Annotated in this window: 23 protein-coding genes and 3 pseudogenes; 2 read left to right on the plus strand and 24 right to left on the minus strand. The window is 68.6% G+C overall.

Going from position 1 to position 21,954, the window contains the following annotated elements:
• Window positions 1-51: 51 nt before the first annotated feature.
• Together LY284_RS22025 and LY284_RS22030 are read left to right on the plus strand one after the other, a co-directional pair.
• On the plus strand, window positions 52-963 hold the full coding sequence (locus tag LY284_RS22025) for a LysR family transcriptional regulator (protein ID WP_174834971.1): 912 nt from the start codon (window positions 52-54) through the stop codon (window positions 961-963).
• Window positions 964-1,049: 86 nt separating this feature from the next.
• Window positions 1,050-1,355, plus strand: a complete 306-nt coding sequence (locus LY284_RS22030) for a hypothetical protein (RefSeq protein WP_155178434.1) — start codon at window positions 1,050-1,052, stop codon at window positions 1,353-1,355.
• 19 nt (window positions 1,356-1,374) lie between these two features.
• On the opposite strand, the gene LY284_RS22035 is transcribed toward LY284_RS22030, so the two are convergent.
• From LY284_RS22035 to LY284_RS22150, 24 genes and pseudogenes are all read right to left on the minus strand, one after another.
• Window positions 1,375-1,596, minus strand: coding sequence for a DUF2274 domain-containing protein (locus LY284_RS22035; protein WP_155178432.1), 222 nt, complete (start codon window positions 1,594-1,596; stop codon window positions 1,375-1,377).
• A complete protein-coding gene (locus tag LY284_RS22040; RefSeq protein ID WP_233387979.1) occupies window positions 1,593-2,816 on the minus strand; it encodes a TrbI/VirB10 family protein in 1,224 nt (407 codons plus the stop codon). Before LY284_RS22040 ends, LY284_RS22035 begins: the two co-directional genes overlap by 4 nt.
• 36 nt (window positions 2,817-2,852) lie before the next feature.
• Complete coding sequence (gene trbG, locus LY284_RS22045; protein WP_233387980.1) at window positions 2,853-3,875, minus strand: P-type conjugative transfer protein TrbG; 1,023 nt, start codon at window positions 3,873-3,875, stop codon at window positions 2,853-2,855.
• Entirely contained in the window at window positions 3,872-4,555 is a 684-nt protein-coding gene (gene trbF / locus LY284_RS22050) for a conjugal transfer protein TrbF (RefSeq protein WP_155178426.1), read from the minus strand. The genes trbG and trbF overlap by 4 nt, the downstream gene beginning before the upstream one ends.
• Before the next feature lie 6 nt (window positions 4,556-4,561).
• Entirely contained in the window at window positions 4,562-5,902 is a 1,341-nt protein-coding gene (trbL, locus tag LY284_RS22055) for a P-type conjugative transfer protein TrbL (protein WP_155178424.1), read from the minus strand.
• Window positions 5,903-6,139: 237 nt separating this feature from the next.
• Window positions 6,140-6,286, minus strand: coding sequence for a hypothetical protein (locus LY284_RS22060; RefSeq protein ID WP_233387981.1), 147 nt, complete (start codon window positions 6,284-6,286; stop codon window positions 6,140-6,142).
• Between the two features lie 15 nt (window positions 6,287-6,301).
• Window positions 6,302-7,021 (minus strand): P-type conjugative transfer protein TrbJ, encoded by a 720-nt coding sequence (gene trbJ, locus LY284_RS22065; RefSeq protein ID WP_155178420.1) that lies wholly within the window; start codon window positions 7,019-7,021, stop codon window positions 6,302-6,304.
• A pseudogene (trbE, locus tag LY284_RS22070) lies at window positions 6,906-9,463 on the minus strand (conjugal transfer protein TrbE). The gene trbJ and the pseudogene trbE overlap by 116 nt, the downstream one beginning before the upstream one ends.
• A complete protein-coding gene (locus tag LY284_RS22075) occupies window positions 9,460-9,741 on the minus strand; it encodes a VirB3 family type IV secretion system protein (RefSeq protein WP_155178416.1) in 282 nt (93 codons plus the stop codon). Before LY284_RS22075 ends, trbE begins: the two are co-directional and overlap by 4 nt.
• Window positions 9,738-10,049 (minus strand): TrbC/VirB2 family protein, encoded by a 312-nt coding sequence (locus LY284_RS22080; RefSeq protein WP_031290822.1) that lies wholly within the window; start codon window positions 10,047-10,049, stop codon window positions 9,738-9,740. The genes LY284_RS22075 and LY284_RS22080 overlap by 4 nt, the downstream gene beginning before the upstream one ends.
• A gap of 53 nt (window positions 10,050-10,102) precedes the next feature.
• A pseudogene (trbB, locus tag LY284_RS22085) lies at window positions 10,103-11,039 on the minus strand (P-type conjugative transfer ATPase TrbB).
• Window positions 11,040-11,315: 276 nt separating this feature from the next.
• Window positions 11,316-11,744, minus strand: coding sequence for a CopG family transcriptional regulator (locus LY284_RS22090; RefSeq protein WP_155178410.1), 429 nt, complete (start codon window positions 11,742-11,744; stop codon window positions 11,316-11,318).
• A gap of 9 nt (window positions 11,745-11,753) precedes the next feature.
• Window positions 11,754-13,736, minus strand: coding sequence for a conjugal transfer protein TraG (locus LY284_RS22095; RefSeq protein ID WP_155178407.1), 1,983 nt, complete (start codon window positions 13,734-13,736; stop codon window positions 11,754-11,756).
• A 15-nt stretch (window positions 13,737-13,751) separates the two neighbouring features.
• Window positions 13,752-14,591, minus strand: coding sequence for a DUF3363 domain-containing protein (locus LY284_RS22100; protein WP_233387982.1), 840 nt, complete (start codon window positions 14,589-14,591; stop codon window positions 13,752-13,754).
• A gap of 328 nt (window positions 14,592-14,919) precedes the next feature.
• Window positions 14,920-15,168: pseudogene (locus LY284_RS39285) on the minus strand (relaxase/mobilization nuclease domain-containing protein); the annotation flags it as partial.
• A gap of 592 nt (window positions 15,169-15,760) precedes the next feature.
• Window positions 15,761-16,066, minus strand: a complete 306-nt coding sequence (locus LY284_RS22110; RefSeq protein ID WP_233387984.1) for a hypothetical protein — start codon at window positions 16,064-16,066, stop codon at window positions 15,761-15,763.
• Window positions 16,063-16,344, minus strand: a complete 282-nt coding sequence (locus LY284_RS22115; RefSeq protein WP_233387985.1) for a hypothetical protein — start codon at window positions 16,342-16,344, stop codon at window positions 16,063-16,065. Before LY284_RS22115 ends, LY284_RS22110 begins: the two co-directional genes overlap by 4 nt.
• The gene (locus LY284_RS22120; protein ID WP_174834972.1) at window positions 16,341-17,204 is read right to left on the minus strand and encodes a lytic transglycosylase domain-containing protein; all 864 of its coding nucleotides are present in this window, start codon (window positions 17,202-17,204) and stop codon (window positions 16,341-16,343) included. Before LY284_RS22120 ends, LY284_RS22115 begins: the two co-directional genes overlap by 4 nt.
• Window positions 17,205-17,207: 3 nt before the next feature.
• Window positions 17,208-17,540, minus strand: coding sequence for a DUF736 domain-containing protein (locus LY284_RS22125; protein ID WP_155178399.1), 333 nt, complete (start codon window positions 17,538-17,540; stop codon window positions 17,208-17,210).
• Window positions 17,521-18,099 carry a S26 family signal peptidase gene (locus tag LY284_RS22130; RefSeq protein WP_155178397.1) on the minus strand — a complete coding sequence of 193 codons (579 nt, stop codon included), beginning with the start codon at window positions 18,097-18,099 and terminating at the stop codon, window positions 17,521-17,523. Before LY284_RS22130 ends, LY284_RS22125 begins: the two co-directional genes overlap by 20 nt.
• Entirely contained in the window at window positions 18,096-18,683 is a 588-nt protein-coding gene (locus LY284_RS22135; protein WP_155178395.1) for a DUF2840 domain-containing protein, read from the minus strand. The genes LY284_RS22130 and LY284_RS22135 overlap by 4 nt, the downstream gene beginning before the upstream one ends.
• Window positions 18,680-20,026 (minus strand): DNA cytosine methyltransferase, encoded by a 1,347-nt coding sequence (locus LY284_RS22140; RefSeq protein WP_155178393.1) that lies wholly within the window; start codon window positions 20,024-20,026, stop codon window positions 18,680-18,682. Before LY284_RS22140 ends, LY284_RS22135 begins: the two co-directional genes overlap by 4 nt.
• Window positions 20,023-21,171, minus strand: a complete 1,149-nt coding sequence (locus LY284_RS22145) for a phosphoadenosine phosphosulfate reductase family protein (protein WP_155178390.1) — start codon at window positions 21,169-21,171, stop codon at window positions 20,023-20,025. Before LY284_RS22145 ends, LY284_RS22140 begins: the two co-directional genes overlap by 4 nt.
• Window positions 21,168-21,809: a hypothetical protein gene (locus LY284_RS22150; protein ID WP_155178388.1), complete on the minus strand. Its 642-nt coding sequence runs from the start codon at window positions 21,807-21,809 to the stop codon at window positions 21,168-21,170. Before LY284_RS22150 ends, LY284_RS22145 begins: the two co-directional genes overlap by 4 nt.
• Window positions 21,810-21,954: the final 145 nt, after the last annotated feature.

Below are 21,954 nucleotides of genomic sequence, written 5' to 3' on the forward strand. Positions count from 1 at the left end.
TCAGTCACTTCTGACCGCGCCTCGCGTGGAATGAATGTCGAAGGAGTTCCGATGCCTTTCGACATTCGCCAACTCCGATTTGCCATTGCAGCAGCCGATCACGGCAGCTTATATCGCGCGTCGCGGGCGCTAGACGTCGAGCAATCCACCCTGAGCCGCGCCATCCTGAAGCTGGAGCGGGTGATCGGCGGCAGAATTTTCAATCGCTCGCAAGCGGGCGTCACCATGACCCTTGCCGGCGCGCAGTTCATCCGCGCGGCGCGACCGATGGTGGCGAACGCGGAAAAGATGGCGACAATGATGCGGGCGGCTGGTCAGGGCCGCGCCGGCGGGCTGATGATCGGGCACAACAGCGCGATTTCGGCCGGCCATCTGCGCGCGACGATACTGGGCTGGCGCGCGGCCCACCCCGACGTCGAGGTCGATGGCGTGGAGGCCGACCGGGGCGCATTGCTTGCCGGCCTCGATACGGGCGAGATCGACATCGCGATCCTGGTGGGCGAAGCGAACCACGCCGATTTCCGGCACGCGTCGTTCTGGAACGAGCGCGTGATGATCGCCCTGCCCGACAGTCATGTCCTGGCCGGGCGCGAGACCGTTCACTGGACCGATCTGCGTGGCGAGCGTTTCCTGCTGCCCGGCGCCGATCCCGGCCCGGAGATTCGCGACATACTGCTCGGCCGTCTGATGATGGCGGGCGAGCCTCCCGATATCAGGATGCACCAGGCGAGCCGGGAAGCGATACTGAGCGTGCTCGGCGGCGGGCTCGGTGTCTCGATCATCTGCGAGGGTGGGACCGGCGCGCGCTATCCCGACGTCGTCTATCGGCCCATCCTCGGCGAGCAGGGACCGGCGTTCGTCAGCTATTCCGGCTATTGGCGAGAGGACAACGGCAATCCCGCACTGCGGCGGTTCCTCGCCTTCGTGCGCGACCGCCATGCACTGTCGTTCGACATTCCGTGAACGCGCGAGACAGTGACATGCGACGTTAACAAGCCGGATCGCAACCAATGGCCGGCCTGATTTGCAACCGGAGAAAGGAGCGCGTCATGGCGCAAGGCAAGACACTCATCATCGTGCTGGTCACGCTGATCGTCGGGTTCGGAGCGGGTTTCGTGCTCCGGCCGGTAATCGCGCCGGTCGAGCAGGCGCAAGTCGTCGCGAGCCCGGCTCCCGCTGCTTCGCCGGCTGAGCCGCGCGGCAAGCAGTATTTTGCGGCGCATCTCGGCGAGGCCCGGCAGGTTCTGACGCAATGCGCGGAAGGCTCGGTGCGCGGCGACGAATGCTTCAATGCCGAGATGGCCGTCACGGAGGCGGACGGCAGGGCGCGGCACAAGCGGTTCTTCGGCAACTGAGGCGGGATTTACACCGCCTTCAACTCCCCTGCGCGCGATGCCGGCGAAAGGCGCGGTCGGTCGCCATGAACCGCTCCAGCATCGGCGCGACGAGTTTCTCCGGTGCGAACGGCTGTTGCCCGGTCTCCTTCGCGAGCGCGTCTGAATAGGCGACGAGATCGCGATGCACGGTGGCGGGCAACTCCACGGCGAGCTTGACGGGCTTGTCCTCCGGGATCGGCCCCAGCTTCAGTTTCGTCATCGTGTGCCTCCAACGGGCTCCAATACAAGGTCGCGGGTCAGGACGATCCTGAGCGGATGCCCCGGCCGGATGGTGAGTGTCGGTTGCACATTCAATTGCCGCCGCACGATCTGCTGGCCGGTCTGATTGATGGTGTCCTGCGAGCCGCGACGGAGCGCGCGAGTCAGGTCGTCCTCGCTGTCGGCCCCCAGCTCGGTCCCGACGCCGAGCAAGGTCGAGACCGCTGCGGCTTTCAGCAGATTGCCCCAATGCTGATTCACGCGGTCCTGCAAGCCGGCATAACCCGCCGCATCGGCGCCGGGCTGGCGCTCGAGAACGATAGAGTGGCCGTCCGGCATGATGAGCCGGTCCCAGGCGAGCAGCACGCGGGTCTGCCCCGCAGCAACCTCGCTGTCATATTCGCCGATCAGTCGCGCGCCCTGCGGAATGAGCAGGATGCGCCCTGTGGGGCTGTCATAGACGTTAGCCGTCACCTGGGCGGTGATCTGGCCGGGCAGGTCGGAGCGGATGCCGGTGATGAGTGCGGCGGGGATGATGCTGCCCGCCTGCACGATGTTGGGCGAAACCGGCGCGGTCAGCCGCTCGGCGCTGACTGTGCGCCGGTTGGCGGCCTGCGCCATGAACGCCCGCTTTCCGGCCTGATCGCCCTGCGCCGCTGAGCCGTCTTGCTGTTCCGGGAATTGCGGAGCGGAGGTGTCCGGCGCTGCTATCGCCAATCCGGGCAAGGATGGCATCGCGACGGCCCCGGCACCGCTTTGCCCAAGGAACACCGTGCTGGTGCGGGCGGCGTCGCGTTCCTGGGCGATGCGCTGGCGCGCAGCTTCGGCGGCCTGGGCGCGCGGATCGGGCTGCGCGCCGATCGGCGGCGCGGGCACGTCTTGCCCGCGCTGCTGCGCCGAGACGATCGGCCCGCCGAGATCGCCGGGGAGCGGCTTTCCGAGTTTCGGAACCTGGCCGTAATCCTTCGGCCCCGACGTGATGGTCTCCGCCGCGGCGCGGCTGTCGGTATTGTAGAGTTCCCTGGCCGCCTTCTCCCCTTTGGGCGCGAGCGCATAATAAAGCGAGCCGCCGATGCTCGCCGGCGACGACGCCGAGCGTGGCCAGCGCCTTCCTCGACAGGCGCATGACGCGCGGCGCCGGCCCGCGAAGCTGGAAGGCGGCGGGATTCGCGGATGCGGGTTGCGGGGATGCCTGCGGCGCGGCCGGCACAGATTGCTCACGTGCAGGCTGGACGGGCGTGGCGGCGGGATCGGCCATCACCGCCCCCTGCGGCGCGGTTCCGCGCCGTCGCGCACGATCCGCACGCGCCGCTCGCTGCGCCGGTCGCCCAGGCGCAGCTCGGCGGCGGTGAACAGCCGGTCCACCACCATGTAGCGGCCCTGCACGCGGTAATTGACCAGCTCGGCGTCGTCGGCCAGGCCGGTCACGAACAGCGGCGGCATCTCGCCCTGCGAGATCCCGGCCGGAAACTCGACGAACACCTGCCGGCCGTCGTCGAACGCACGGGCCGGACGCCAGGCCACGCGGTCGCCCTCGATCCGGTAGCGGAAATTGAGCGCGGCGAGGTCGAGTCCGCTCGCCACAGGGGCGGCGGATGCCGCGGCGGCGTTGGCCCCGCGCAAGGCGATCAGCGCGTCCTGCGGATAGGTCCACGATACCGACGCCATGTAGGTCGAAGCCGTCGCGCGCAGCTCCAGATGATAGGTGCGCCGGGAAGTGTTGATGATGAGGTTCGTGAAAAGGTCGGGCCGCGTCGGCTTCACGAGGATATGCACGCGCGCCGTCGCGCCGCTGCCGCTCACCGTGTCGCCGATGATCCACCTGACCGTATCGCCGGCCGCGACCGGCCCCGGCCCCACGAGCTGCTCGCCTTCCTGCAAGGCGATGTCCGTCACCTGTCCGGGCGCGGCATAGACCTGATAGAGCGCACCTTCGGTCCATGGATATTGCTGGATCGCGTTCACATAGCCGTCGCGGGTGGGCTGGATGCGCGCGGCGGCGTTGGCTGCCCCGACGCGGCGGCGCGGATCGGCGGGCTCGGAAGTCGCCGCTCCGGCCGCGACCGGCTTCAATTGGCCGGGGAGCGGCAGAGGTTCGGGGATCGTCAACACGTCGAAGTTTCGCGGCGGTTCCGCGGCCGGCGTCGCCGCGATCTCGCGCGGCGGATCGTCGTAGGCTATGGAGGGCGGCTTCGCCGATGTGGTGGCGCAGCCGGCGAGCGCGGTGGCGGAGACAAGCAGGACCGCCGAGGCGGAACGGCGAAATGGCGTGTGCGTCATTGCGACAGCTCCCTTGACCAATTCAAAGCGTTGACGAAGACGCCGAGCGGGTTCTTGCGCAGGGCGTCGGGCGTGCGCGGCGGCTGCACGACGACGGTGAGGATCGCGGACCAGCGTTCGGTGGCGGCGAGGCTACCGTCCTGATAGCGCCGCTCGATCCAGGCCACGCGGAAGCTGTCGGGCGATGCCCGGATCACGCTCGACACGTCCACCGCGACCTGCACCCGGCCGACATTGGCGAAGGGGTCGTTGGCGCGGGCGTAGTCGTTGAGCGCCACCGCTCCCCGATCGGTCGTGAAGTCGTAGGCGCGCAGCCAGTTCTGGCGGACGATAACCGGATCGGCCGGGATCGCTCTGACCTGCTCGATGAAGCGGGCGAGATGGAACGCGATCTGCGGGTCGGTCGGGCGGTAGCCGGCTTCGGCCGGGGCGACCGCCTGCGCTTCACCCAGCCGATCGACCTCGACCACCCAGGGAACGATGTGGCCGCGGGCGGATTGCCAGACGAGGCCGGCGGTGAGCCCGCCCGACAAGGCAAGCGCGCCGAAGAAGGCGAGGCGCCAGTTCCTGGCCTGCACGCGGGCGGAGCCGATGCGGTCGTCCCAGACCTGCGCTGCGCGCTGATAGGGCGTGGCGGGCTCGGGGGTCTCGCCGTAGCGGATGGTGGGTCGTCGGAACATTTCGGATCATTCCCTTTCCTTGACGTCGGGACCGGCGCCGCCGCCGTGGCTGTCGCCGGCCTTCATCGTGTGGGCGAGCACGGTCGCGCCGTGACTGGCGGACTGGCGGTTCTTCATGGCCAAGGCCCATGCGGGCTGAGCGGAAGCCGGGGCTGCGGGCGCGGAGCTTCCCGATGCGGGCGCAGCACCGAGGCCGGCGCGGGCGCCCGTGCGGAAGTTATCCTTCATGGATGCGCCGGCTTTTCCGGCCATCCGGCGCAGCGGCGAGAACGCGGCACTGGCAGCGCCACTCGCCGCCTTCTGTCCGACAGCGGCCATGCCGCCCGCCACCGCGCCCGCGCCGCTCCTGCCGAACGAGCCGACGCTGTAAGCGCCCGCTGCGCCGCCAGCCATGCGCGCGCCGCCTCGTGCGGCGGCGCCGGTCATCCGGCCGGTCGCGCCTATGGTCGAGGCGGCAGCGCCCAGGCCCAGCTTCGCGGCGGCTGCGCCACCGACCAGCGCGCCGCCTGCCGCCAGCACGGTTCCGGCCGCTGCGCCCGCGCCGAGCTGCGGGCCGCCCGAGACGATGCCGTTGGCGATGCCGGGGCCGAAGATCGACAGGCCGAGCAGCGACAGCGCGCCGAGCGCGATTCCCAGAACCTGCCGCGCGTTGGGCTCGGGTCCGATCGTGACCGTGAACGTGCTGAACAAGGTCGTGCCGATCCCGATGATGACGGCGAGCACGAGCACCTTGATCCCGCTGGAGACGATATGCCCCAGCACCTTTTCGGCCATGAACGAGGTGCGGTTCCAGAAGGCGAACGGGAGCAGGACGAACCCGGCCAGCGTCACCAGCTTGAACTCGATCAGCGTCACGAAGACCTGCCCGGCCATGAAGAAGAAGGCGAGGATGACGATCAGGTAGGACAGCAGCAGCACGACGATGATCGCGAGATTCGCGAATACCGCCCACAGGCTGCTGAACGCCTCGGCCGCGTCGATCAGCGGCTGCGCCGCATCCAGCCCTTTGGCGGCAATGGTGCTCGGCTTCATGAACTCGCCGATTGTCAGCGTGCCGCCGCTCGCTTTGAGGCCCAGCCCGGCGAAGCTCTCGAACACGATCGTCGCAAGCGACTGGAAATTGCCGATGATGAAGGCGAAGGCGCCGATATAGAGGGTTTTCCTGACCAGCCGCTGGATCACGTCCTCGTCGGCGCCCCAGGCCCAGAATAGCCCGGCGATGGTCACGTCGATCGCGATCAGCGTCGACGATAGGAAGCCGACCTCGCCGCCAAGCAGGCCGAAGCCGGAATCGATGTAGGTGGAGAAGGTGTCGAGGAAGGTATCGACGATGCCGGTATCGCTCATGGCGCGGTGCTCCCGGCCTGATCGGCGACAAAGTTGCCGGGCAGCTCCGGCCGGATAGCCTCGTTCGCCCGGCTGCCATCGCTGCCCGCGCTATTGTAGGCGGCGGGGGCGATGCATTCCCGGCCGTCGCGGGCGCGTCGCTATCCTTTCCGAAGAAGCGGCGGCGGTTCGCCGCCCATGCCTGCTCGCACCCGGAATCCGGCATGGTGAGCGAAGCGCAACGCTCCAGTTCGCGCGTCAGCCGCTTCTGTTGCTCTCCTGCTCAATGGTAGGAAGGACCGCGCCGAGGGGCGGGTCGTTCGGTTCACGCAAGCCAGCAAGCGCGACGGCCAGCATGATGCCGCCGAGCGCTGCGACACCGGCGATCTTGGCGTTGCGGGACATTGGCAGGGCTCCCCGTCAGTTGCGGCCGAAGAAGCGGCGGAAGCGTTCGCGCCCTTCCGCCTCGATCGCGGCCTGTCGCGCGGCGTCGAGCGACTGCGCCCGGCCTTGCGCGGCGACGGCGGCGGTGAGGTCGGCGAGCTGCTGCGATTGCAGGGCGAGAAGCTGGTTGCCCGCCTGCGCCGCCTGGAGCGCGCCGGTCGCGGACTGGCTGGCCGTGACCAGGCTGTTCATCGTGGTGCGGGCGTCGTCGATATTGCCGACCACGCCCGCCTGCACCTGCAAGGCGTCCTGGAACGCGCCGACGCTGTCCTCCCAGCGCGCATTGGCGTTGGCGATCATCTGCGCGTTGGTGCCGGTGAGCGCGGTTCCCTTGTAGCGGCCCTCGAACGCCTGCTGGATGTTCCGAACATCGTAGGCGATGCGCTGGGCCTGTCCGAGCAGCTGCTGCGTCTGCCGGACCTGCTGCTGGAGCGTGTCGACCGTCGAGAGCGGCAGCGAAGCGAGATTGCGCGCCTCGTTGATGAGGCTGGTCGCCTGCTGCTGGATTTGCTGAATCTGGTTGTTGATCTGTTGCAGCGACCGGGCGGCGGTCAGCACGTTCTGCGCGTAGTTGGTGGGATCATAGACAATCCCGCCGAACTGCGCGTGCGCTGGTGCGGACGCGGTGATGCCGATGATGCTCGACGTGGCGAGAACGCCGGCCGTAAGGGCGCGGCGCAGGATGGTGGACTTCATAGGGGCAACTCCTGGTGGGGTGGCGATGGGCTTCAGGAAGAAGCTCGACGGCCCAGGCGCAGCCGCGATGCCGCAGCCATTCGGCGGCAAAGGCGTCTACGCCGTGGGTTTCGATGATCCCGGCGATGGCGAGCTGGTCTGTCTTGGAGGAGGAGGCGGCGAAGGCCAGCGCGACCTCACCCAGCCCCAGCTCGAACAGGCGGTTGCCGCGCCGCGACTGGCAGTAATAATCGCGCTTGGGCGTCGCCCGGCTGAGGATTTCGATCTGCCGCGCGTTGAGCCCGAACCGCTCGTAGATCACCGCGATCTGCGGCTCGGCCGCGCGCTCGTTGGGCAGGAGGATGCGCGTCGGGCAGCTCTCGACGATGGCGGGCGCGATCGGGCTGCCCTCGATCTGGGCGAGCGACTGGGTGGCGAAGATGACGCTCGCATTCTTCTTGCGCAGCGTCACCAGCCATTCCGATAGCTGTTTGGCGAAGGCCGGCGATCCCAGCGCCAGCCAGCCTTCGTCGATGATGACGAGCGTGGGGCTGCCGTCGAGCCGGCCGGCGACGCGGTGGAACAGATAAGAGAGCACGGCCGGCGCCGCGCCGCTTTCCATCAATCCTTCGGTCTCGAACGCCTGGATCGCCGCGTCGCCGAGCCGTTCGCTCTCGGCGTCGAGCAGTCGGCCCCAGGCGCCACCCACGCACCACGGCGCCAATGCCTGCTTGAGCTGCTGGCTCTGGAGGAGAACGGCGAGCCCGGTCAGGGTGCGTTCCGCGACCGGCGCGGTGGCGAGCGAGGTCAGCGCCGACCAGAGATGGTCCTTCGCCTGCGGATCGACGGTGACGTTCTCGCTGGCGAGGATCGCGGCCAGCCATTCGGCGGCCCAGGCGCGCTCGGCCGGATCGTCGATCCGGGCGAGCGGCTGAAGCTGGACACCATCGCCGGCCTCGTCGGCGAGCATTCCGCCCAAATCCTGCCAGTCGCCGCCCATGCCGAGCGCGGCGGCGCGGATGCTGCCGCCAAAGTCGAACGCGAAGACCTGCGCCCCCGCATAGCGGCGGAACTGCATCGCCATCAGCGCGAGCAGCACCGACTTGCCCGAGCCGGTCGGCCCGACGATCAGGGTGTGGCCGACATCGCCGACGTGGAGGGAAAACCGGAACGGGGTCGAGCCTTCGGTCCTCGCGTAGAGCAAAGGGGGCTGTCCGAAATGCTCGTCCCGTTCCGGCCCCGCCCATACCGCTGACAGGGGGATCAGGTGGGCGAGATTGAGGGTGGAGACCGGGGGCTGGCGGACGTTGGCGTAGGTGTGGCCCGGAAGTGAGCCGAGCCACGCTTCTATGGCGTTCATCCCCTCGGGGATCACCGTGAAGTCGCGGCCCTGGATGATCTTCTCGGCCAGCCGCAGCTTCTCGGCGGCAATCGCGGGATCGCGATCCCACACCGTCACCGTGGCGGTGACATAGGCCATGCCGGCATAGTCGGCGCCCAGCTCCTGCAGGGCGGTGTCGGCGTCCAGGGCTTTGTTGGAGGCGTCGCTGTCGAGCAGCGTCGATGCCTCGTTGGTCATGACTTCCTTGAGGATCGCCGCGACGCTCTTGCGCTTGGCGAACCACTGGCGGCGGATGCGGGTCAGCAGCTTCGTCGCATCGGTCTTGTCCAGCATGATCGCCCGCGTCGACCAGCGATACTCGAAAGCGAGCCGGTTCAGCTCGTCGAGCAGGCCGGGAAAGGTGACGCTGGGGAATCCGGTGATGGTGAGCGTGCGGAGATGATGGTCGCCCAGACGGGGTTCGAGCCCGCCGGTCAGCGGCTCGTCGGCGAGCAGCGCATCGAGGTGCATCGGCGTCTCGGGCACGCGCACGCGCTGGCGACGGGTCGAGATCGTGCTGTGCAGCCAGGTCAGCGTCTCGGCGTCATCGAGCCAGCGGACCTCGGGCACGAAGCCCTCGACCAGATTGAGAACGCGATCGCCGCGGTCGGTGAAGCCCTTGAGCAACTCCCACGGATCGACGCCCGTGCCGGAACGGCCTTCATAGAGCCAGGTTTCGGCGCGGGCGGCGTCCTCGGCCGGGGCATCCAGAGCAGCGTCAGATAATAGCCGCTCTCGAAATGCGCGCCTTCCTCGCGGAACTGCTCCCGGCGTTCCATGTCGACCAGCGCCGAGACGGGATCGGGGAAATCGGATTCCGGGTAGTCGAGCGCGGGCGTGCGCTGCGCCTCGACGAAGATCGCCCAGCCCGAGCCCAGCCGGCGCAGCGCATTGTTGAGCCGCGCGGTGGTGGCGACCAGCTCGGCCGGCGTCGCGCTGTCAAGATCGGGGCCGCGAAACTTCGCCGTCCTCTGGAAACTCCCGTCCTTATTCAGAACGACGCCCTCGCCGACCAACGCGGCCCAGGGCAGGAAGTCGGCCAGATGCGCGGCGTGGTTCCTGTATTCGCGCAGGCTCATCATGGCCGCATCCACGTCGGATAGCGGAGGTGGCGGCGGGCCACGTCCACGAATTGCGGGTCGCGCCGCGCCGCCCAGACCGAGAGCGCGTGACCGATGGCCCAGAGGGCGAGGCCCGCGATCCAGAGGCGCAGGCCCAGGCCGATCGCGCCCGCCAACGTCCCATTGACGATGGCGAGCGAACGCGGGGCGCCACCGAGCAATATCGGCTCGGTCAGCGCCCGATGGACCGGCGCGAAATAGCCCGCGATGGGCTCGCCGTGATCGGCCGCGCCCGTCATGCGATCAGCGCCCCGCCGCCGAACGAGAAGAAGCTCAAAAAGAAGGAGCTGGCCGCGAACGCGATACTGAGGCCGAACACGATCTGGATCATTCGCCGCGCCCCGCCCGACGTATCGCCGAAGGCCAGGGTCAGGCCGGTCACGATGATGATCATCACCGCGATGATCTTGGCAACCGGCCCCTCGATCGATTCGAGGATGCTTTGCAGCGGCGCTTCCCACGGCATCGACGATCCGCCCGCATGGGCGGGCATCGCGTAGAGCAGGCCAGCGGCGGTGATGCCGATATGGCCGAGGCGGTCGAGCATGGTGCCGCCGAGCAGGCGGCCCTTCATGGTCCTGATGGGCTTGGCGTCGTTGGTCATGGCAGGTCTCCGGTCTGGGGGGTGATGAGCGGCGTGAGGCGGTAGTCGCCGGTCGCGGCGTCGAGCCCTTCGACGCGGGCCAGTTCGGCGAGACGGCGGCCGTGCCCGTCGCGGACCAGCACGGCGATAAGGTCGATGGTCTCGGCCAGCAGCGCGCGGGGGACCGTGACGACGGCCTCCTGGATGAGTTGCTCCATGCGGCGCAGCGCGCCGATCGCGGTCCCGGCGTGGATGGTGCCGATGCCGCCGGGGTGCCCGGTGCCCCAGGCCTTGAGGAGGTCGAGGGCCTCCGCGCCGCGCACCTCGCCGATGGGGATACGGTCGGGACGCAGGCGCAGGCTGGACCGCACGAGATCGGACAGCGAGACGACGCCATCCTTGGTCCGCATGGCGACAAGGTTCGGCGCGGCGCACTGAAGCTCGCGCGTGTCCTCGATCAGGACGATGCGATCAGTCGTCTTTGCGACCTCGGCCAGGAGCGCGTTGACCAGCGTGGTCTTGCCGCTGCCGGTGCCGCCCGCCACGAGGATGTTGGCGCGGGCCGAAACAGCCTGCCGGAGCGTGTCCGCCTGGGCGGACGACATGATGCCGGCCGCGGCATAGTCGCCCAGCGTGAACACCGCGACGGCCGGCTTGCGGATCGCGAAGGCCGGGGCGGCGACGACAGGCGGCAGCAGCCCCTCGAACCGCTCCTCCTTCGGGTAGTTCGGCCGAGACGCGCGGGGACCGGGCATGGACCTCGACGCCGACATGGTGCGCGACCAGGCGCACGATGCGCTCGCCATCCGCCGCGCCGAGCATCATGCCGGTGTCGCCGATGCCTTCGCCCAGCCGGTCGACCCACAGCCGGCCGTCCGGGTTCAGCATCACCTCGATCACGGCGGCATCGTCGAGCCAGGCCGCGATCGACGGCCCCAGCGCCGTGCGCAGCATCCGCGCGCCGCGCATGTTCGCTTCGGATCGGATCGACTGGACGGACAAGGAACGGCCCCTGAATTGGGCCGGGCGAACCGCCGCCCGGCGTCAGGGGCACATCAAGAGAGACAGGAAATCGCGCGGGGCAACAACTATGTCAGGGCGTAGTAGTGACGGCGGTAGATAAGTGCGCGTTGCGGTCGGACACTTTCGGCGCCGCTCTCCGCCCGCGCTATTTTCGCGAACATAGCTGGCCGAGTCGCGCATGGCCGGCCCCGATTGGTTCGCACACTGTCATGTGTCGGCTGAGCCGCCGTCACGACCTGCAATATCCTCCGGTATCTCATCGAGCAGGCTCTTGCCGCTGGCGTAGCGCCGGCCGAGCGTCTCGACAAAACCCTCATAGCGCTTGCGCCCCTTGACCTGGGCCGCCGCCTGATCCTCGTCGGGCAGCGGTGGCGTGACCGCCAGCCAGAAACGCACGAACAGCGCCAGCGCCTCGGTGGTGAGGCCGGTGTTGCGTTCGAGCCGCTGAACCTGGCGCGAGAGACGGTCGAGCCGCCGCGCGAACGCGGCCTCCATCCGGTCGGCGCCGTCCGGCGACATCCAGGACGTAACGGCCGCTTCCACGATAGCCGAGCGCGAGATGCGGCGGCGGATCGCCAGCTCGCTCACCTGGCGGGCCAGTTCGGGCGGAAAATAGACGTTGAGACGGACGCGCATGGGAGCCTCCTACATTTCGATGCCGTCGTCGGGATCGAGCGACGCCTGCCGTGCGATGCCTTGCATCCGGCGCCGCGCCGCGGCCTGGCGCGCGGCGTCCTCGGGCTCGTCCTCGACGATGGAAAATTCCTGCGCGGGCGGTGCGGGCGCCGTCTCCTTCACGATGGCGACATGATCGGGAAGCTCGGGCTCGCGGCGCAGCCCGCTGTTGGCGGCATCCTCCTGGCGCCGGATGATCGCCGCGATCTCGGCGGGATCGGCCGTGGCGGCGAGCCCCGTCCAGTCGTGGGGACGGACCTCCCGCGGTGGCGATGCGGCCGGATCGGGCGGCGGCATGATCCGCGCGGCGAGACGGGGATCGGCATAATAGGCCGCCTTTTTCGCGCGGATCGGCTGGACGCCCGACACCATGACGATTTCCTCGTCGGGCGGCAGCTGCATGACTTCGCCCTGCGTCAGAAGCTGCCGGGCGGTTTCGGAGCGCGAGACCATCAGATGCCCGAGCCAGGGCGAGAGCCTGTGCCCGGCATAATTCTTCATCGCCCGCATCTCGGTCTTGGTGCCGAGCGCCTTCGACACGCGCTCCCCCGTTTTCTCGTTGTTGGTCGCGAAGCTCACCCGGACGTGGCAGTTGTCGAGAATCGCATTGTCCTGTCCGTAGGCTTTCTCGATCTGGTTGAGCGACTGCGCGATCAGAAAGGATTTCAGGCCATAGCCGGCCATGAACGCCAGCGCGCTCTCGAAAAAATCCAATCTCCCGAGTGCGGGAAACTCGTCGAGCATCAGCAGCAGGCGATGCCGGTTGCCCTGGTTCAGTTCCTCCGTCAGCCGCCGCCCGATCTGGTTGAGCATCAGGCGGATGAGCGGTTTGGTCCGCGAGATGTCGCTGGGCGGAATGACGAGGTAGAGCGTTGTTGGCAGTTCGCCCGCGACCAGATCCATGACGCGCCAGTGGCAGGCGCGCGTGACCTGGGCGACGACGGGATCGCGGTAAAGCCCTAGAAACGACATGGCGGTGCTGAGCACGCCCGAGCGTTCGTTGTCGCTCTTGTTGAGCAGCTCGCGCGCGGCCGAAGCAACCACCGGATGCACCCCGGCTTCGCCGAGATGCGGTGTCGCCATCATCGCGGCCAGCGTCTGTTCGATCGTGCGCGCCGGATCGGACAGGAAGGCCGCGACGCCGGCAAGCGTCTTGTCGGGCTCGGCGTAGAGCACATGCAGGATCGCGCCGACCAGCAGCGCATGGCTGGTCTTTTCCCAGTGGTTGCGTTTCTCCAACGAGCCTTCCGGGTCGACCAGCACATCGGCCACGTTCTGCACGTCGCGGACTTCCCACTGGCCGCGCCGCACCTCCAGCAGCGGGTTGTAGGCGTCCGACGCCGCGTTGGTCGGGTCGAACAGCAGGACGCGGCCATGCTGCGCGCGGAAGCCAGCGGTCAGCGTCCAGTTCTCGCCTTTGATGTCATGGACGATCGCCGACGCCGGCCAGGTCAGGAGCGAGGGCACCACCAGCCCCACGCCCTTGCCGCTGCGGGTCGGCGCGTAGCACAGCACATGCTCGGGACCGTCATGGCGCAGATAGGCGCGGCCCAGCTTGCCGATCACCACGCCGTCGTCGCCGAGCAGTCCGGCCGCGCGCACCTCGTCCTCGGTCGCCCAGCGCGCCGAGCCATAGGTTTCCGCGTTCTTCGCCTCGCGCGCACGCCACACCGACATGGCGATGGCGACCGCGACCGCCACGAACCCGCCCGACGCGGCGATATAGGCGCCGGTCTGGAAAATGCCGGGCGCATAGGCATCGAAGCTGAACCACCACCAGAAAAAGGCGTAAGGCGGATAGACCGGCCAGCCGAGCGCCATGAACCAGGGTTCGCCAAGCTCGGGCTGATATGCCAGCGCCGCCGCCGTCCATTGCGTGGCGCTCCAGATCGCGGCGAGCACGATCAGGAAGACGGCGATGATCTGGCCCCAGAGGATTTTGGTAGCGGGCATGGTTTATCTCCTTGTTCAGATGCCGAGGCCGCGCTTGCGGCCCAGCGACCAGCCGATGCCGCCGCCGTCGCGGGCGACGCCTGCGATCTGCCGGCCCAGCTGGCGTTCGAGGTCGTTCGACCAAGGCACGAGCCGGAAGCCCAACCCGTCGTCGATCATCGCGAAGCGGCCCGAGGCGAGCGCGAGGCGCTGGCGGCATGTCCCGGCGACCTTGTCGCCGGGACTGGTGGGGCGGTAGGCGAGTCCCGTCCGGCCCGCGATTTCGGCACCTGTCGCGTCCAGCTCGCGGCGGCGAAGCGTGTCGATCAGGTTGCCTTGCAGAACCACGCGGTTGCCGAAGCGGCGGGCCAGTCCTTCGCGCACGAGATGATCGGTGCGCTGGTCGAGCGCCTGCTGCACCTCCGATCCGAACCCGGCGGCCGTCACCGCACGGCGGCGCTCGATGAGACGATGATCAAGCCAGGTCGCGCCTGTCGCGTTCACCTGGGCGGCGAGGTCGAGATCGGATCGCGTCGCCAGGAACATCGTCGGCTTCGGATCGCCCGGCCGGCCGATAGCGCGCAGCTCGACGATGCCGCCGATATCCGGGCTGCGCTCCAGCGCCTCGATGCCCGGAAGCCGGACATGGTGGGTGCGCCCGTCGATGCCGTCGATCACGGCATAGGCCGAGCCATGCAGCTCGTCGTGCAGCCCCTTGTCGATCAACCGGCCGACGATGGGCTTTTGCGGCGCGGCGCTGACGATCTCGTAGCTGTCGAGCGGGCGCTGCAGGCCGCGATCGTTCAGCGCCTTGCCGATCGTGCGGATGATGTCGCCGCGCGTGCCCAGCTCGCGCAACCTGGCTTGCTTGCGCATCCGCCGCCAGTGCCCACTGACCGGGCGTGGCCTCGGCTGCGAGCCCCATCGTCTCCAGATGCTGCAAGCGGCCGATCATCAGGCGGCGGACCTGGGGATCGTCGGGTCCGGGCTGCTGGGGGCGCAAGTCGATGACGCCGAGTGCGTCCGCCGTGCGATCGATCTCAGCGTCGAGCCTGGTCCAGCGTTCGGCCGTCACCTCGCGTTCGAGCGCGCGCTGGATTTCATGCTCGGGCTTGGGGCCGAGTTCGGCATAGGCCAGTTCCTCGGCGCGCGAGCGCAGATTGTGGCTGATATACTCCCGGTTGATAACGAGGTCGGCCCCCTGGTCATCGACGCCGCGCACGAGCAGATGGACGTGGGGATTGTCGGTGTTCCAGTGATCGACCGCGATCCATTCGAGACGCGTCCCGAGATCGGCTTCCATCTGGCGAACGAGATCGCGGGTATATTCGCGCAGGTCGGTGAGGTCCGCCGCATCCTCGGGCGAGACGATGATCCTGAAATGATGCCGGTCGTCCTTGCAGCGATCGGCGAAGGCGCGGTCGTCGGCGCCGTCGCCATTGGCGTCGAACATCCGCGCGGGCGATCCGTCACGGGTGACGCCCTCGCGCTTGAGATAGGCGATGTGCGCGGAGAGCGGCGCCCTCGGCCGCCCGTTCCGGTGGAAGCGGGTGAGGGGCACGATCTTGACCAGCACGCGCCGGCCCGATCCGAACAGCCGGCTGCGCGCGAAGGACGTGCGGCCCCGGCCGAAGTTCGATTGCCCGACGCGCCGCGATCCGCCCCAGCCGCCCGTTCGCCGGCCTCCGCCGCTGCGCGCGGCGACGCGGAGCACCTGGACGACAAATCCTTGCGCCTTGCGGCCCTGGCCGGCTCCCCTGTTCCTGACCTTGCCCGGCCGGACGCGGAAATCCTCGTCCTCGCTCACGGCCGGGCTGCTTTCCGCCGAAAATGGCCTGTGGTGCCATTCGGCGCTTTGAAATGACTTGCTTTTTTCTTCCGAGCGGCACGCTCGCCGACCGACGCACCCGCGCCAAATCGTTGAAAGACAAAGGCTTTCAGCGAATTTGGGGTGCGCTTTCTATCTTGCCGTCCCTTCCTTCGGCTTTTTCCTGCCCTTCCAGGCACTTCCACCTTCCAACCGGGCAATCTGAAAACGGGGGCGGTCATGGTGCGCCGGCCTGCCGCCGGCTTGCGGACGGCGCGCTGCCGGGCCGCGGCGATGCTGCAACGGGATCGCCCGGCAGCGCGAACTTGAGGCGCCAGGTCCGCCAAGCTTCGGCGACGGCTCCGGTGCCGGGAAACAGGTCGTCGAGCGCATCTTCGGGACGCGCGGCGACCGTCTCGAACGCCCAATGACAGACCGCTTCGGGCTTCGCGCCGGTGAGGCCGCGGCGCAGCGTGATCGGGCATTCGATCCAGTCGCGCATGACCAGGCGCTTGCTGACCACGGGTTTGCGCGCGGGCTTCACGATGACGGGTTCCCACGCCCAGGCGACGCCGGCACGTTGCGCTTGAAGGCGGCAAAGCCCTTGACCCACGCCATCCACCGCGCGCCGGTTTCGCGGATCAGCGGCGCGAGAACGGCGACCGATTCCGGCGTCGCTGCGGCGTGCAATATCCAGCCGTCATAGTCGCGCTGGAGCCGCTCGATCAGCGCCGCATGATCGACCTCGCCCGCATAGTCGGGATGATTGCGATAGAGATGCGCGCAGCCGATATAAGGCGGATCGGCGTAGGCGATCTTCACGGCTGCCTCCGCCCTGACAGCGCGACGAACAGACTGTTCGCGGCCGGTTCTACCGCCGCGCGCATGTCGTCCGCGTGTTTTCCGGGTGACGTTTCCAGTGCGGCCGGATCGTCGTTCGGCCGCGCAGCGAACAATGCGGCCCGGCGCCAGGCGAAGCGATCGGACGGCGGCGCGGCGGCAAGCTGGCTGTCGCCCGCGCTGCCGGTGATGGCCGCCAGCTTTGCAAGATAGGCGCGTGTCTCGGCGGGCAGCGGGCGGCCGCGCGAGAGGTATTCGTCGTAGCGGCCCGGCCCGGCATTGTAGGCCGCCAGCATCGCCGTCGCGTTGCCGTAGCGGTCGTGCATCGCGCGCAGATAGGCCGCGCCCGCCATAATATTGTCGCGCACATTGTAGGGATCGCGCCCCAGCCCGTGACGAATGCGCAGGTTCGCCCATGTGCCGGGCATGATCTGCATCAGGCCCATCGCGCCAGCCGAGGATACCGCACGGGAATCGCCGTTGCTCTCGACGCGCATCACCGCCCAAATCCATGCCTCGGGGATGCCGAAGCGCCGCGCGGCGTCTGCGACTTGAACGGCCCAGGGATGGCTGGTTGCCGTGCGTTCGGCCGGCGCGTCCTGTGCCCGCGCCGCGTCCGGCCCGATACCGGACGACAGCAGCAGAACCGCGAGCAGGACGACCGATCCGCCCCCGCTCCGCCGCCAGCCTGCCAGCGTGCTCGCTCCGGTAAAGGGTGCGCGCGATGCGCCGGCCGGGGGCCGCCCTTGACCTTCGCTGCGCGCGCCGGCCGGCCTGCGACCGAGCGGGACGGAGGGATGATGCGATCTTTCCGCGAACAGAGGGATGACCGGGAAAGGCACGGATCAGTTCCGGTCGTCGCGAGGCCGGGGGCGCTTCCACGACAGCCGGAACGTCCGACCCTCGTCATCGGCGCGGAACAGCACCGGCCGGAACGGCGAGCCGAAAAGCGGGCTGTCGATCTCCAGCGCGATGTAATCGCCCGCGCGTTCACCGACCCGTTTCCACGCGCCGCCGACCTCGGGGCCGTCCTCGTCGTCGAGGTGGACACGGTAGTCGGGCGCGTTTTCGGCATCGCCCGGATCGATCGCGACCAGCACGATCTGCTCGTTGATGCCGAAATAACGGGCACGTCCAGCATAGCCGCTAGCGGTGGGTTCAAAGATATTCGTCGGCATGGCCGATCTCCTTTTCACTGGGGGTTGAAAGCGACGGGGACGGCGCGCGCAGATGCAGCGGCGTCGCGCGTCCGATGACGGTGGAAGCCGGAAGCGGGCCGAAATAGCGGCCGTCGAGACTGTCCGGGACGGATGGGTTGAGCAGGAATATCTCGCCGGGGCCGAGCGTCCGGCACCCCTGCCAGACCGGCAGCGGGCGGCCCCGACCGTCACGCGCGCGGGCCATAGCGACGCGCCGGCCATCGACGCGCACCACGGCGCCGATGCGGCACACGCGCTGCCCCGTTTTCGCCGAGACATGTTTCAGGAGCGGCACGCCCTCGGGCAGGTAACCTCGCGCCGAAAGCCAGCGGGAGAGCCGCTCTGGCGGCGTGATGGCGACCAGCGCCCCGGTGGGCGGATCGCGGTCGGGATGGACGCGGTAAAGGCCGATCGGCGCGCTGGCGCTGGCGTTCCAGATCACGCGCGGAAGCGGATCGACGGCTGCGGTGATGACGAACGCCGCGGCGAAGGCGAATGCGGCGATGGCCGTCGCCATGACATAACGGCGGCGCGTCATCCTTCGATCTCCCGGCGCTTGAGCCAGGCGCGATGGCGCTCCATCGTGTAGGGACGCGGCTCATGGCCCGCGGCGATGCGGTTGTGAACGTGGCGCCAGTGGTCGGACGCGGCATCGCAGGGATCGACACCCGCCGCTTCCACCGCGTCGATCGCGGCGAGCACCTGGCTCACCTTCGGCCAGCTCTCGATATGCAGGAGGATGTCGCCGCCCGGCCGCACGAAGGGCAGCGTGGTGTATGGTTCGCCGGCATCCACCGCCCGCAAGACGTCGATGCGCGAGGTGATCGTGCCATAGTCGTTGGCGGACCAGCGGACGAAGGTGAATATCGCGCCGGGCCGAAAGCTCACCACGCGCGTTCGGCGCGTGAGGATGCGGTCGTGGGCGATACGGCCGAAGCGTATCCAGTGCTCCAGCTTCTTCTCGATCCAGGTGAGTTCGACTTCGGTCAGCCGGGAGGCGGCTGCGATTGCGGACGGTATGGGCGGGCTGCGGTGAGGTGCTTCCCGTTCCGCCGCCTGCCGGCGCAGCGCGGCTTCAAACCCGCTGAAATCGATATGCTGTGGACGCGCGGGGTCGCTCATCGTTCGTCTCCGGCGCTGTCGAGGGATGCGCGGCCGAGCACGAGATCGAGCGCGGCTTCGGTGCGCAGGATCGCGCGGCCGATGGCTTCGGGGATTTGCGGGAGAACGGCGTCGCCGAACGCCTCGACGATCAGGCTGGCAGCAGCCGTCCCGCGTGGACCGCCGACCGCAACGCGCGTGCCAGCCACCCAGGCGGAAAGCCCATCATCCAGCCGTAAGTGACGGGCAAGGCCGCCGTTCCAGTCAGCCCACGGCTCCGCAGCATCGCCGCCAGCGCGCGAGCGCCCGCCCATTTGTCCGGCGCGCGATCGGTCATAGCCCCGTCCATCACCGCGTCCATCGTCGGGGATTTCCTGCGGTCGTAGGCCGGACTCCAGCTGTCCATCCGGCTGTCCCGCTTCGTGGGAGTCGGCAGGAGTTCCGCGGCATGGCGCAGCAGGTTCGGCGTGTCGATCTGCGCCTTCGCGCCATTCGCCCGGCGTCCCGTCTCGATCTCCTGCGCGCTCAATCTCCGGCCGCCGTTCGGTTTGACGGGCGTCGGCATCATGCCCGCATGGCGGCTGGCATGGCCCTGCAACTGGCTGAGCACATCCCCCCGGCCGCCGCGTTCCGCATCCGACTTGCGCGGCGTCGCCAGAATCATCCGCAGCGGATATGTTGATCCCGCTCCGCCGCCCGCGCCGTCCGTCATCCCGTCCGTCGCCAGCGGGGTCGGCAGCCTGTTCAATGCAGCGGGGTGCATCATCGTCGGCAGGTTCATGCCAGTCCGCTTCTCTCCGCGCACCTTGCACATCTCCGGGCCGTGTGCCGCGTCGCTGGTGCGCGGCGTCGGCAAGCTGGCCGGGGTCGTAGCCGATGAGCCATGATCGCTTGCGGACATGGTTGGCGCCGACATTTTCAGCAGCCACCACGCACGGTTCGCAGGCGTAGCCGAGCGTTTCCAGGAGAAGGAGCAGCCGGTCAGCGCCGCGAGTTCTGAGATTAGCGCTGTTCTCAAAAGCGAACCAGCGAGGCCGGCAATCTCCGACCAGGCGGACGGCTTCGAGGTAGAGGCCCGACCGTTCGCCTTCGATTCCCCTGCCTTTGGTGTTGGCGCTGGAGATGTCCTGGCACGGCGGCGATCCGACGATGATGTCGGGTAGGAATCCGAGGTCGGAAACAAGTCGAGCTGCCGTGAGGGCGCGCACGTCATCGTAGAGTCTGACATGGGGATTGTTCTCCGCGTAGAGGATGCGGCGCCACTCGACGATCTCGCAGGCGGCGACGGTAATGAAGCCGGCGCGATGCAGGCCAAGCGACCAGCCGCCCGCCGCTGCGCTGAACAGGTCGAGCGCGCGCATCATTCGCACAGCCCGTATTCGCTGTCGCAGCGCAGGCCGTGCTCATCGGCCTCGCGCTGCTCCTGGTCGATGAACAGGTCGTAGTTGCGCCCGCCCCGGCTTGTGCGCGACCACGCGATCGCCCTGTCGATGGTCGCCCGGCCATGATCGGCGGGATCGCCCGGGACGGTCGGCGCGGGCAGCAGCGATGCCGGCGTGCCGGCGACGGCGCTGCGGCGGGACACGAGGCTGACCAGCTGCTCCCACTCGCGCACGCGGTCTACCTCGGCCGGGAAGCGCATGGACCAGGCGCGCAATTCGCGCTTTTTGACCATGATGCAGGTCGAGCAGCCGACCCGGCTCATGCCCATCGTGTAAAGCGGGTTGTGGCGCAGGCCGTGGCGCTCGGAGATGGCGAAGGTGTCAGCGGCCGACCAGCGGAAGATGGGCCGGTAGAGCACTTGGCGCGCCCCGACCGGATACCGCTTCGACTGGATGGGCGGTTTCTTCGCCCGCGCCGGGCTCTCGTCGGCCCGTTCGCCGATCCAGTCGATCACCGGCACGCCCGCGTCGAGCAGCGGGCGCTTGCGGTGCATCATCGGGATCAGCTTGGTCTCGTCGGTGCAGAAGCGCGTCTTCGTGCCGGGAAACCGGCCGTGCAGCATCGCCATGTCGAGGAACGGGATGCCGGTGGGATGCAGCAGCCCGAGCGCCCGCTCGATCAGGTGATCGGGGACAGGTGGCGAGACCAGGACGGGACAATCGCACCCGGCCATCCACTCGGCCCTGGTGATCGTGCCTGCCTGCCATGCGTCCCGGCGCTGGTTGCACGCGCCTCTATGGCGCGTCCGCCGCTTTTCGTTCGACCATTCCTCACGAAGAATCCCGCGCTTACGGGCGAAGGCCGCCGCGTCGGTGAGGCCGGGCACATCGTTGGCCGACACGATCTCGATGTGCAGGCCGGTGCGCTGCCGCAGCCAGTCGTCGAGATAGGCGATATGATCGAGCGTGATCGGGTTCTCATGGCCGTTGTCGGCACAGAGGAAGCGCGGGGCGTTGTTGCCGAACGCGGCCAGCCCCTTGCGCTCGATCCGCTCGACCATCTTGCAGAGAACGGCTTGGCTGTCCTTGCCGCCCGAGATGCTGCCGAAGTGCTGGACGGCGATCATGGCCGCTGCCCCGCAAGCCAGGCTTCGATGTCCGGCTGCCGCCGGGCGAGATCGAGCGGCGGCAAAGCGGAGGCGAAGCGCGAGACGCCCGAGCCATCGAAGCTGTCGGCCCCTGCTGCCGCGCAAAGGCGGATGCGCCGCGCGGTGTTGACGCGGCCGACATGGCAGATGGCGCCACGCTCATGCGCGAGCCGCGCCCATGTCGCCATCGTCGCCAGTTTCCACGGCGTATCGCCGCCGACGAAGATACCGATCTCCGGGCCGACCACCGCCGCGACGTGCGGCGGCTCCATGCCGTTCTGGACGGCGAGCAGATATTGCGCGTCGCGCAGCTCGGGCCGGTTGCGCAGCGCGTCCAGCCAGTCGAGCGAGAAGCGCAGCGAAGCGAGGCCGCCCGCCACGATGTCGGGCAGCACGATCCAGTCGGCCCCCGACCCGAGCAGAGCAACCGCCTTCTCGAACGCGGGCACGTCGAACGGCTCGCCCCGCTGAAAAGCCGTCCATGCGCCATTGTCGAGCGCGTAGCGGAAGCGTTCCGGGCGCAACGGTCCCTTTGCGGAGACCATCAGCCGCCAGCCCGCGCGCCGCAGAGCATCGAGATTGCGGCGTGTGCCAGTGCGGGAAGCATAGCCGATCATCGGCCGCCTCCCGGCGCCATCACCGGATGGCGGATCGCTTTCGCATCACGCCCTCTGGACGATTGATCGCCTCGCGGAAAAGGCGTAGTAGTATAGCGTAGTGGAAACGGCGGATTTACTGCCTGATACTTCGCACCGTCTCGCG

Source organism: Caballeronia sp. PC1 (genome assembly GCF_021353155.1).
Taxonomy (GTDB): domain Bacteria; phylum Pseudomonadota; class Gammaproteobacteria; order Burkholderiales; family Burkholderiaceae; genus Caballeronia; species Caballeronia cordobensis.

What these genes read in the sequence shown, in the direction of transcription:
- LY284_RS22030 (WP_155178434.1), top strand. Translation starts at nt 1,050, where the DNA reads ATGGCGCAAGGCAAGACACTCATCATCGTGCTGGTCACGCTGATCGTC.
- LY284_RS22130 (WP_155178397.1), bottom strand. Translation starts at nt 18,099, where the DNA reads ATGACGCGCCGCCGTTATGTCATGGCGACGGCCATCGCCGCATTCGCC.
- LY284_RS22080 (WP_031290822.1), bottom strand. Translation starts at nt 10,049, where the DNA reads ATGCTCGACCGCCTCGGCCATATCGGCATCACCGCCGCTGGCCTGCTC.
- LY284_RS22075 (WP_155178416.1), bottom strand. Translation starts at nt 9,741, where the DNA reads ATGACGGGCGCGGCCGATCACGGCGAGCCCATCGCGGGCTATTTCGCG.
- LY284_RS22140 (WP_155178393.1), bottom strand. Translation starts at nt 20,026, where the DNA reads ATGATGCGCGCGCTCGACCTGTTCAGCGCAGCGGCGGGCGGCTGGTCG.
- trbL (WP_155178424.1), bottom strand. Translation starts at nt 5,902, where the DNA reads ATGAGCGATACCGGCATCGTCGATACCTTCCTCGACACCTTCTCCACC.
- LY284_RS22090 (WP_155178410.1), bottom strand. Translation starts at nt 11,744, where the DNA reads ATGCGCGTCCGTCTCAACGTCTATTTTCCGCCCGAACTGGCCCGCCAG.
- LY284_RS22100 (WP_233387982.1), bottom strand. Translation starts at nt 14,591, where the DNA reads ATGCGCAAGCAAGCCAGGTTGCGCGAGCTGGGCACGCGCGGCGACATC.
- trbF (WP_155178426.1), bottom strand. Translation starts at nt 4,555, where the DNA reads ATGTTCCGACGACCCACCATCCGCTACGGCGAGACCCCCGAGCCCGCC.
- trbJ (WP_155178420.1), bottom strand. Translation starts at nt 7,021, where the DNA reads ATGAAGTCCACCATCCTGCGCCGCGCCCTTACGGCCGGCGTTCTCGCC.
- LY284_RS22025 (WP_174834971.1), top strand. Translation starts at nt 52, where the DNA reads ATGCCTTTCGACATTCGCCAACTCCGATTTGCCATTGCAGCAGCCGAT.
- LY284_RS22125 (WP_155178399.1), bottom strand. Translation starts at nt 17,540, where the DNA reads ATGCCGACGAATATCTTTGAACCCACCGCTAGCGGCTATGCTGGACGT.
- LY284_RS22145 (WP_155178390.1), bottom strand. Translation starts at nt 21,171, where the DNA reads ATGATCGCCGTCCAGCACTTCGGCAGCATCTCGGGCGGCAAGGACAGC.
- LY284_RS22095 (WP_155178407.1), bottom strand. Translation starts at nt 13,736, where the DNA reads ATGCCCGCTACCAAAATCCTCTGGGGCCAGATCATCGCCGTCTTCCTG.
- LY284_RS22035 (WP_155178432.1), bottom strand. Translation starts at nt 1,596, where the DNA reads ATGACGAAACTGAAGCTGGGGCCGATCCCGGAGGACAAGCCCGTCAAG.
- LY284_RS22060 (WP_233387981.1), bottom strand. Translation starts at nt 6,286, where the DNA reads ATGTCCCGCAACGCCAAGATCGCCGGTGTCGCAGCGCTCGGCGGCATC.
- LY284_RS22150 (WP_155178388.1), bottom strand. Translation starts at nt 21,809, where the DNA reads ATGATCGGCTATGCTTCCCGCACTGGCACACGCCGCAATCTCGATGCT.
- LY284_RS22135 (WP_155178395.1), bottom strand. Translation starts at nt 18,683, where the DNA reads ATGAGCGACCCCGCGCGTCCACAGCATATCGATTTCAGCGGGTTTGAA.
- trbG (WP_233387980.1), bottom strand. Translation starts at nt 3,875, where the DNA reads ATGACGCACACGCCATTTCGCCGTTCCGCCTCGGCGGTCCTGCTTGTC.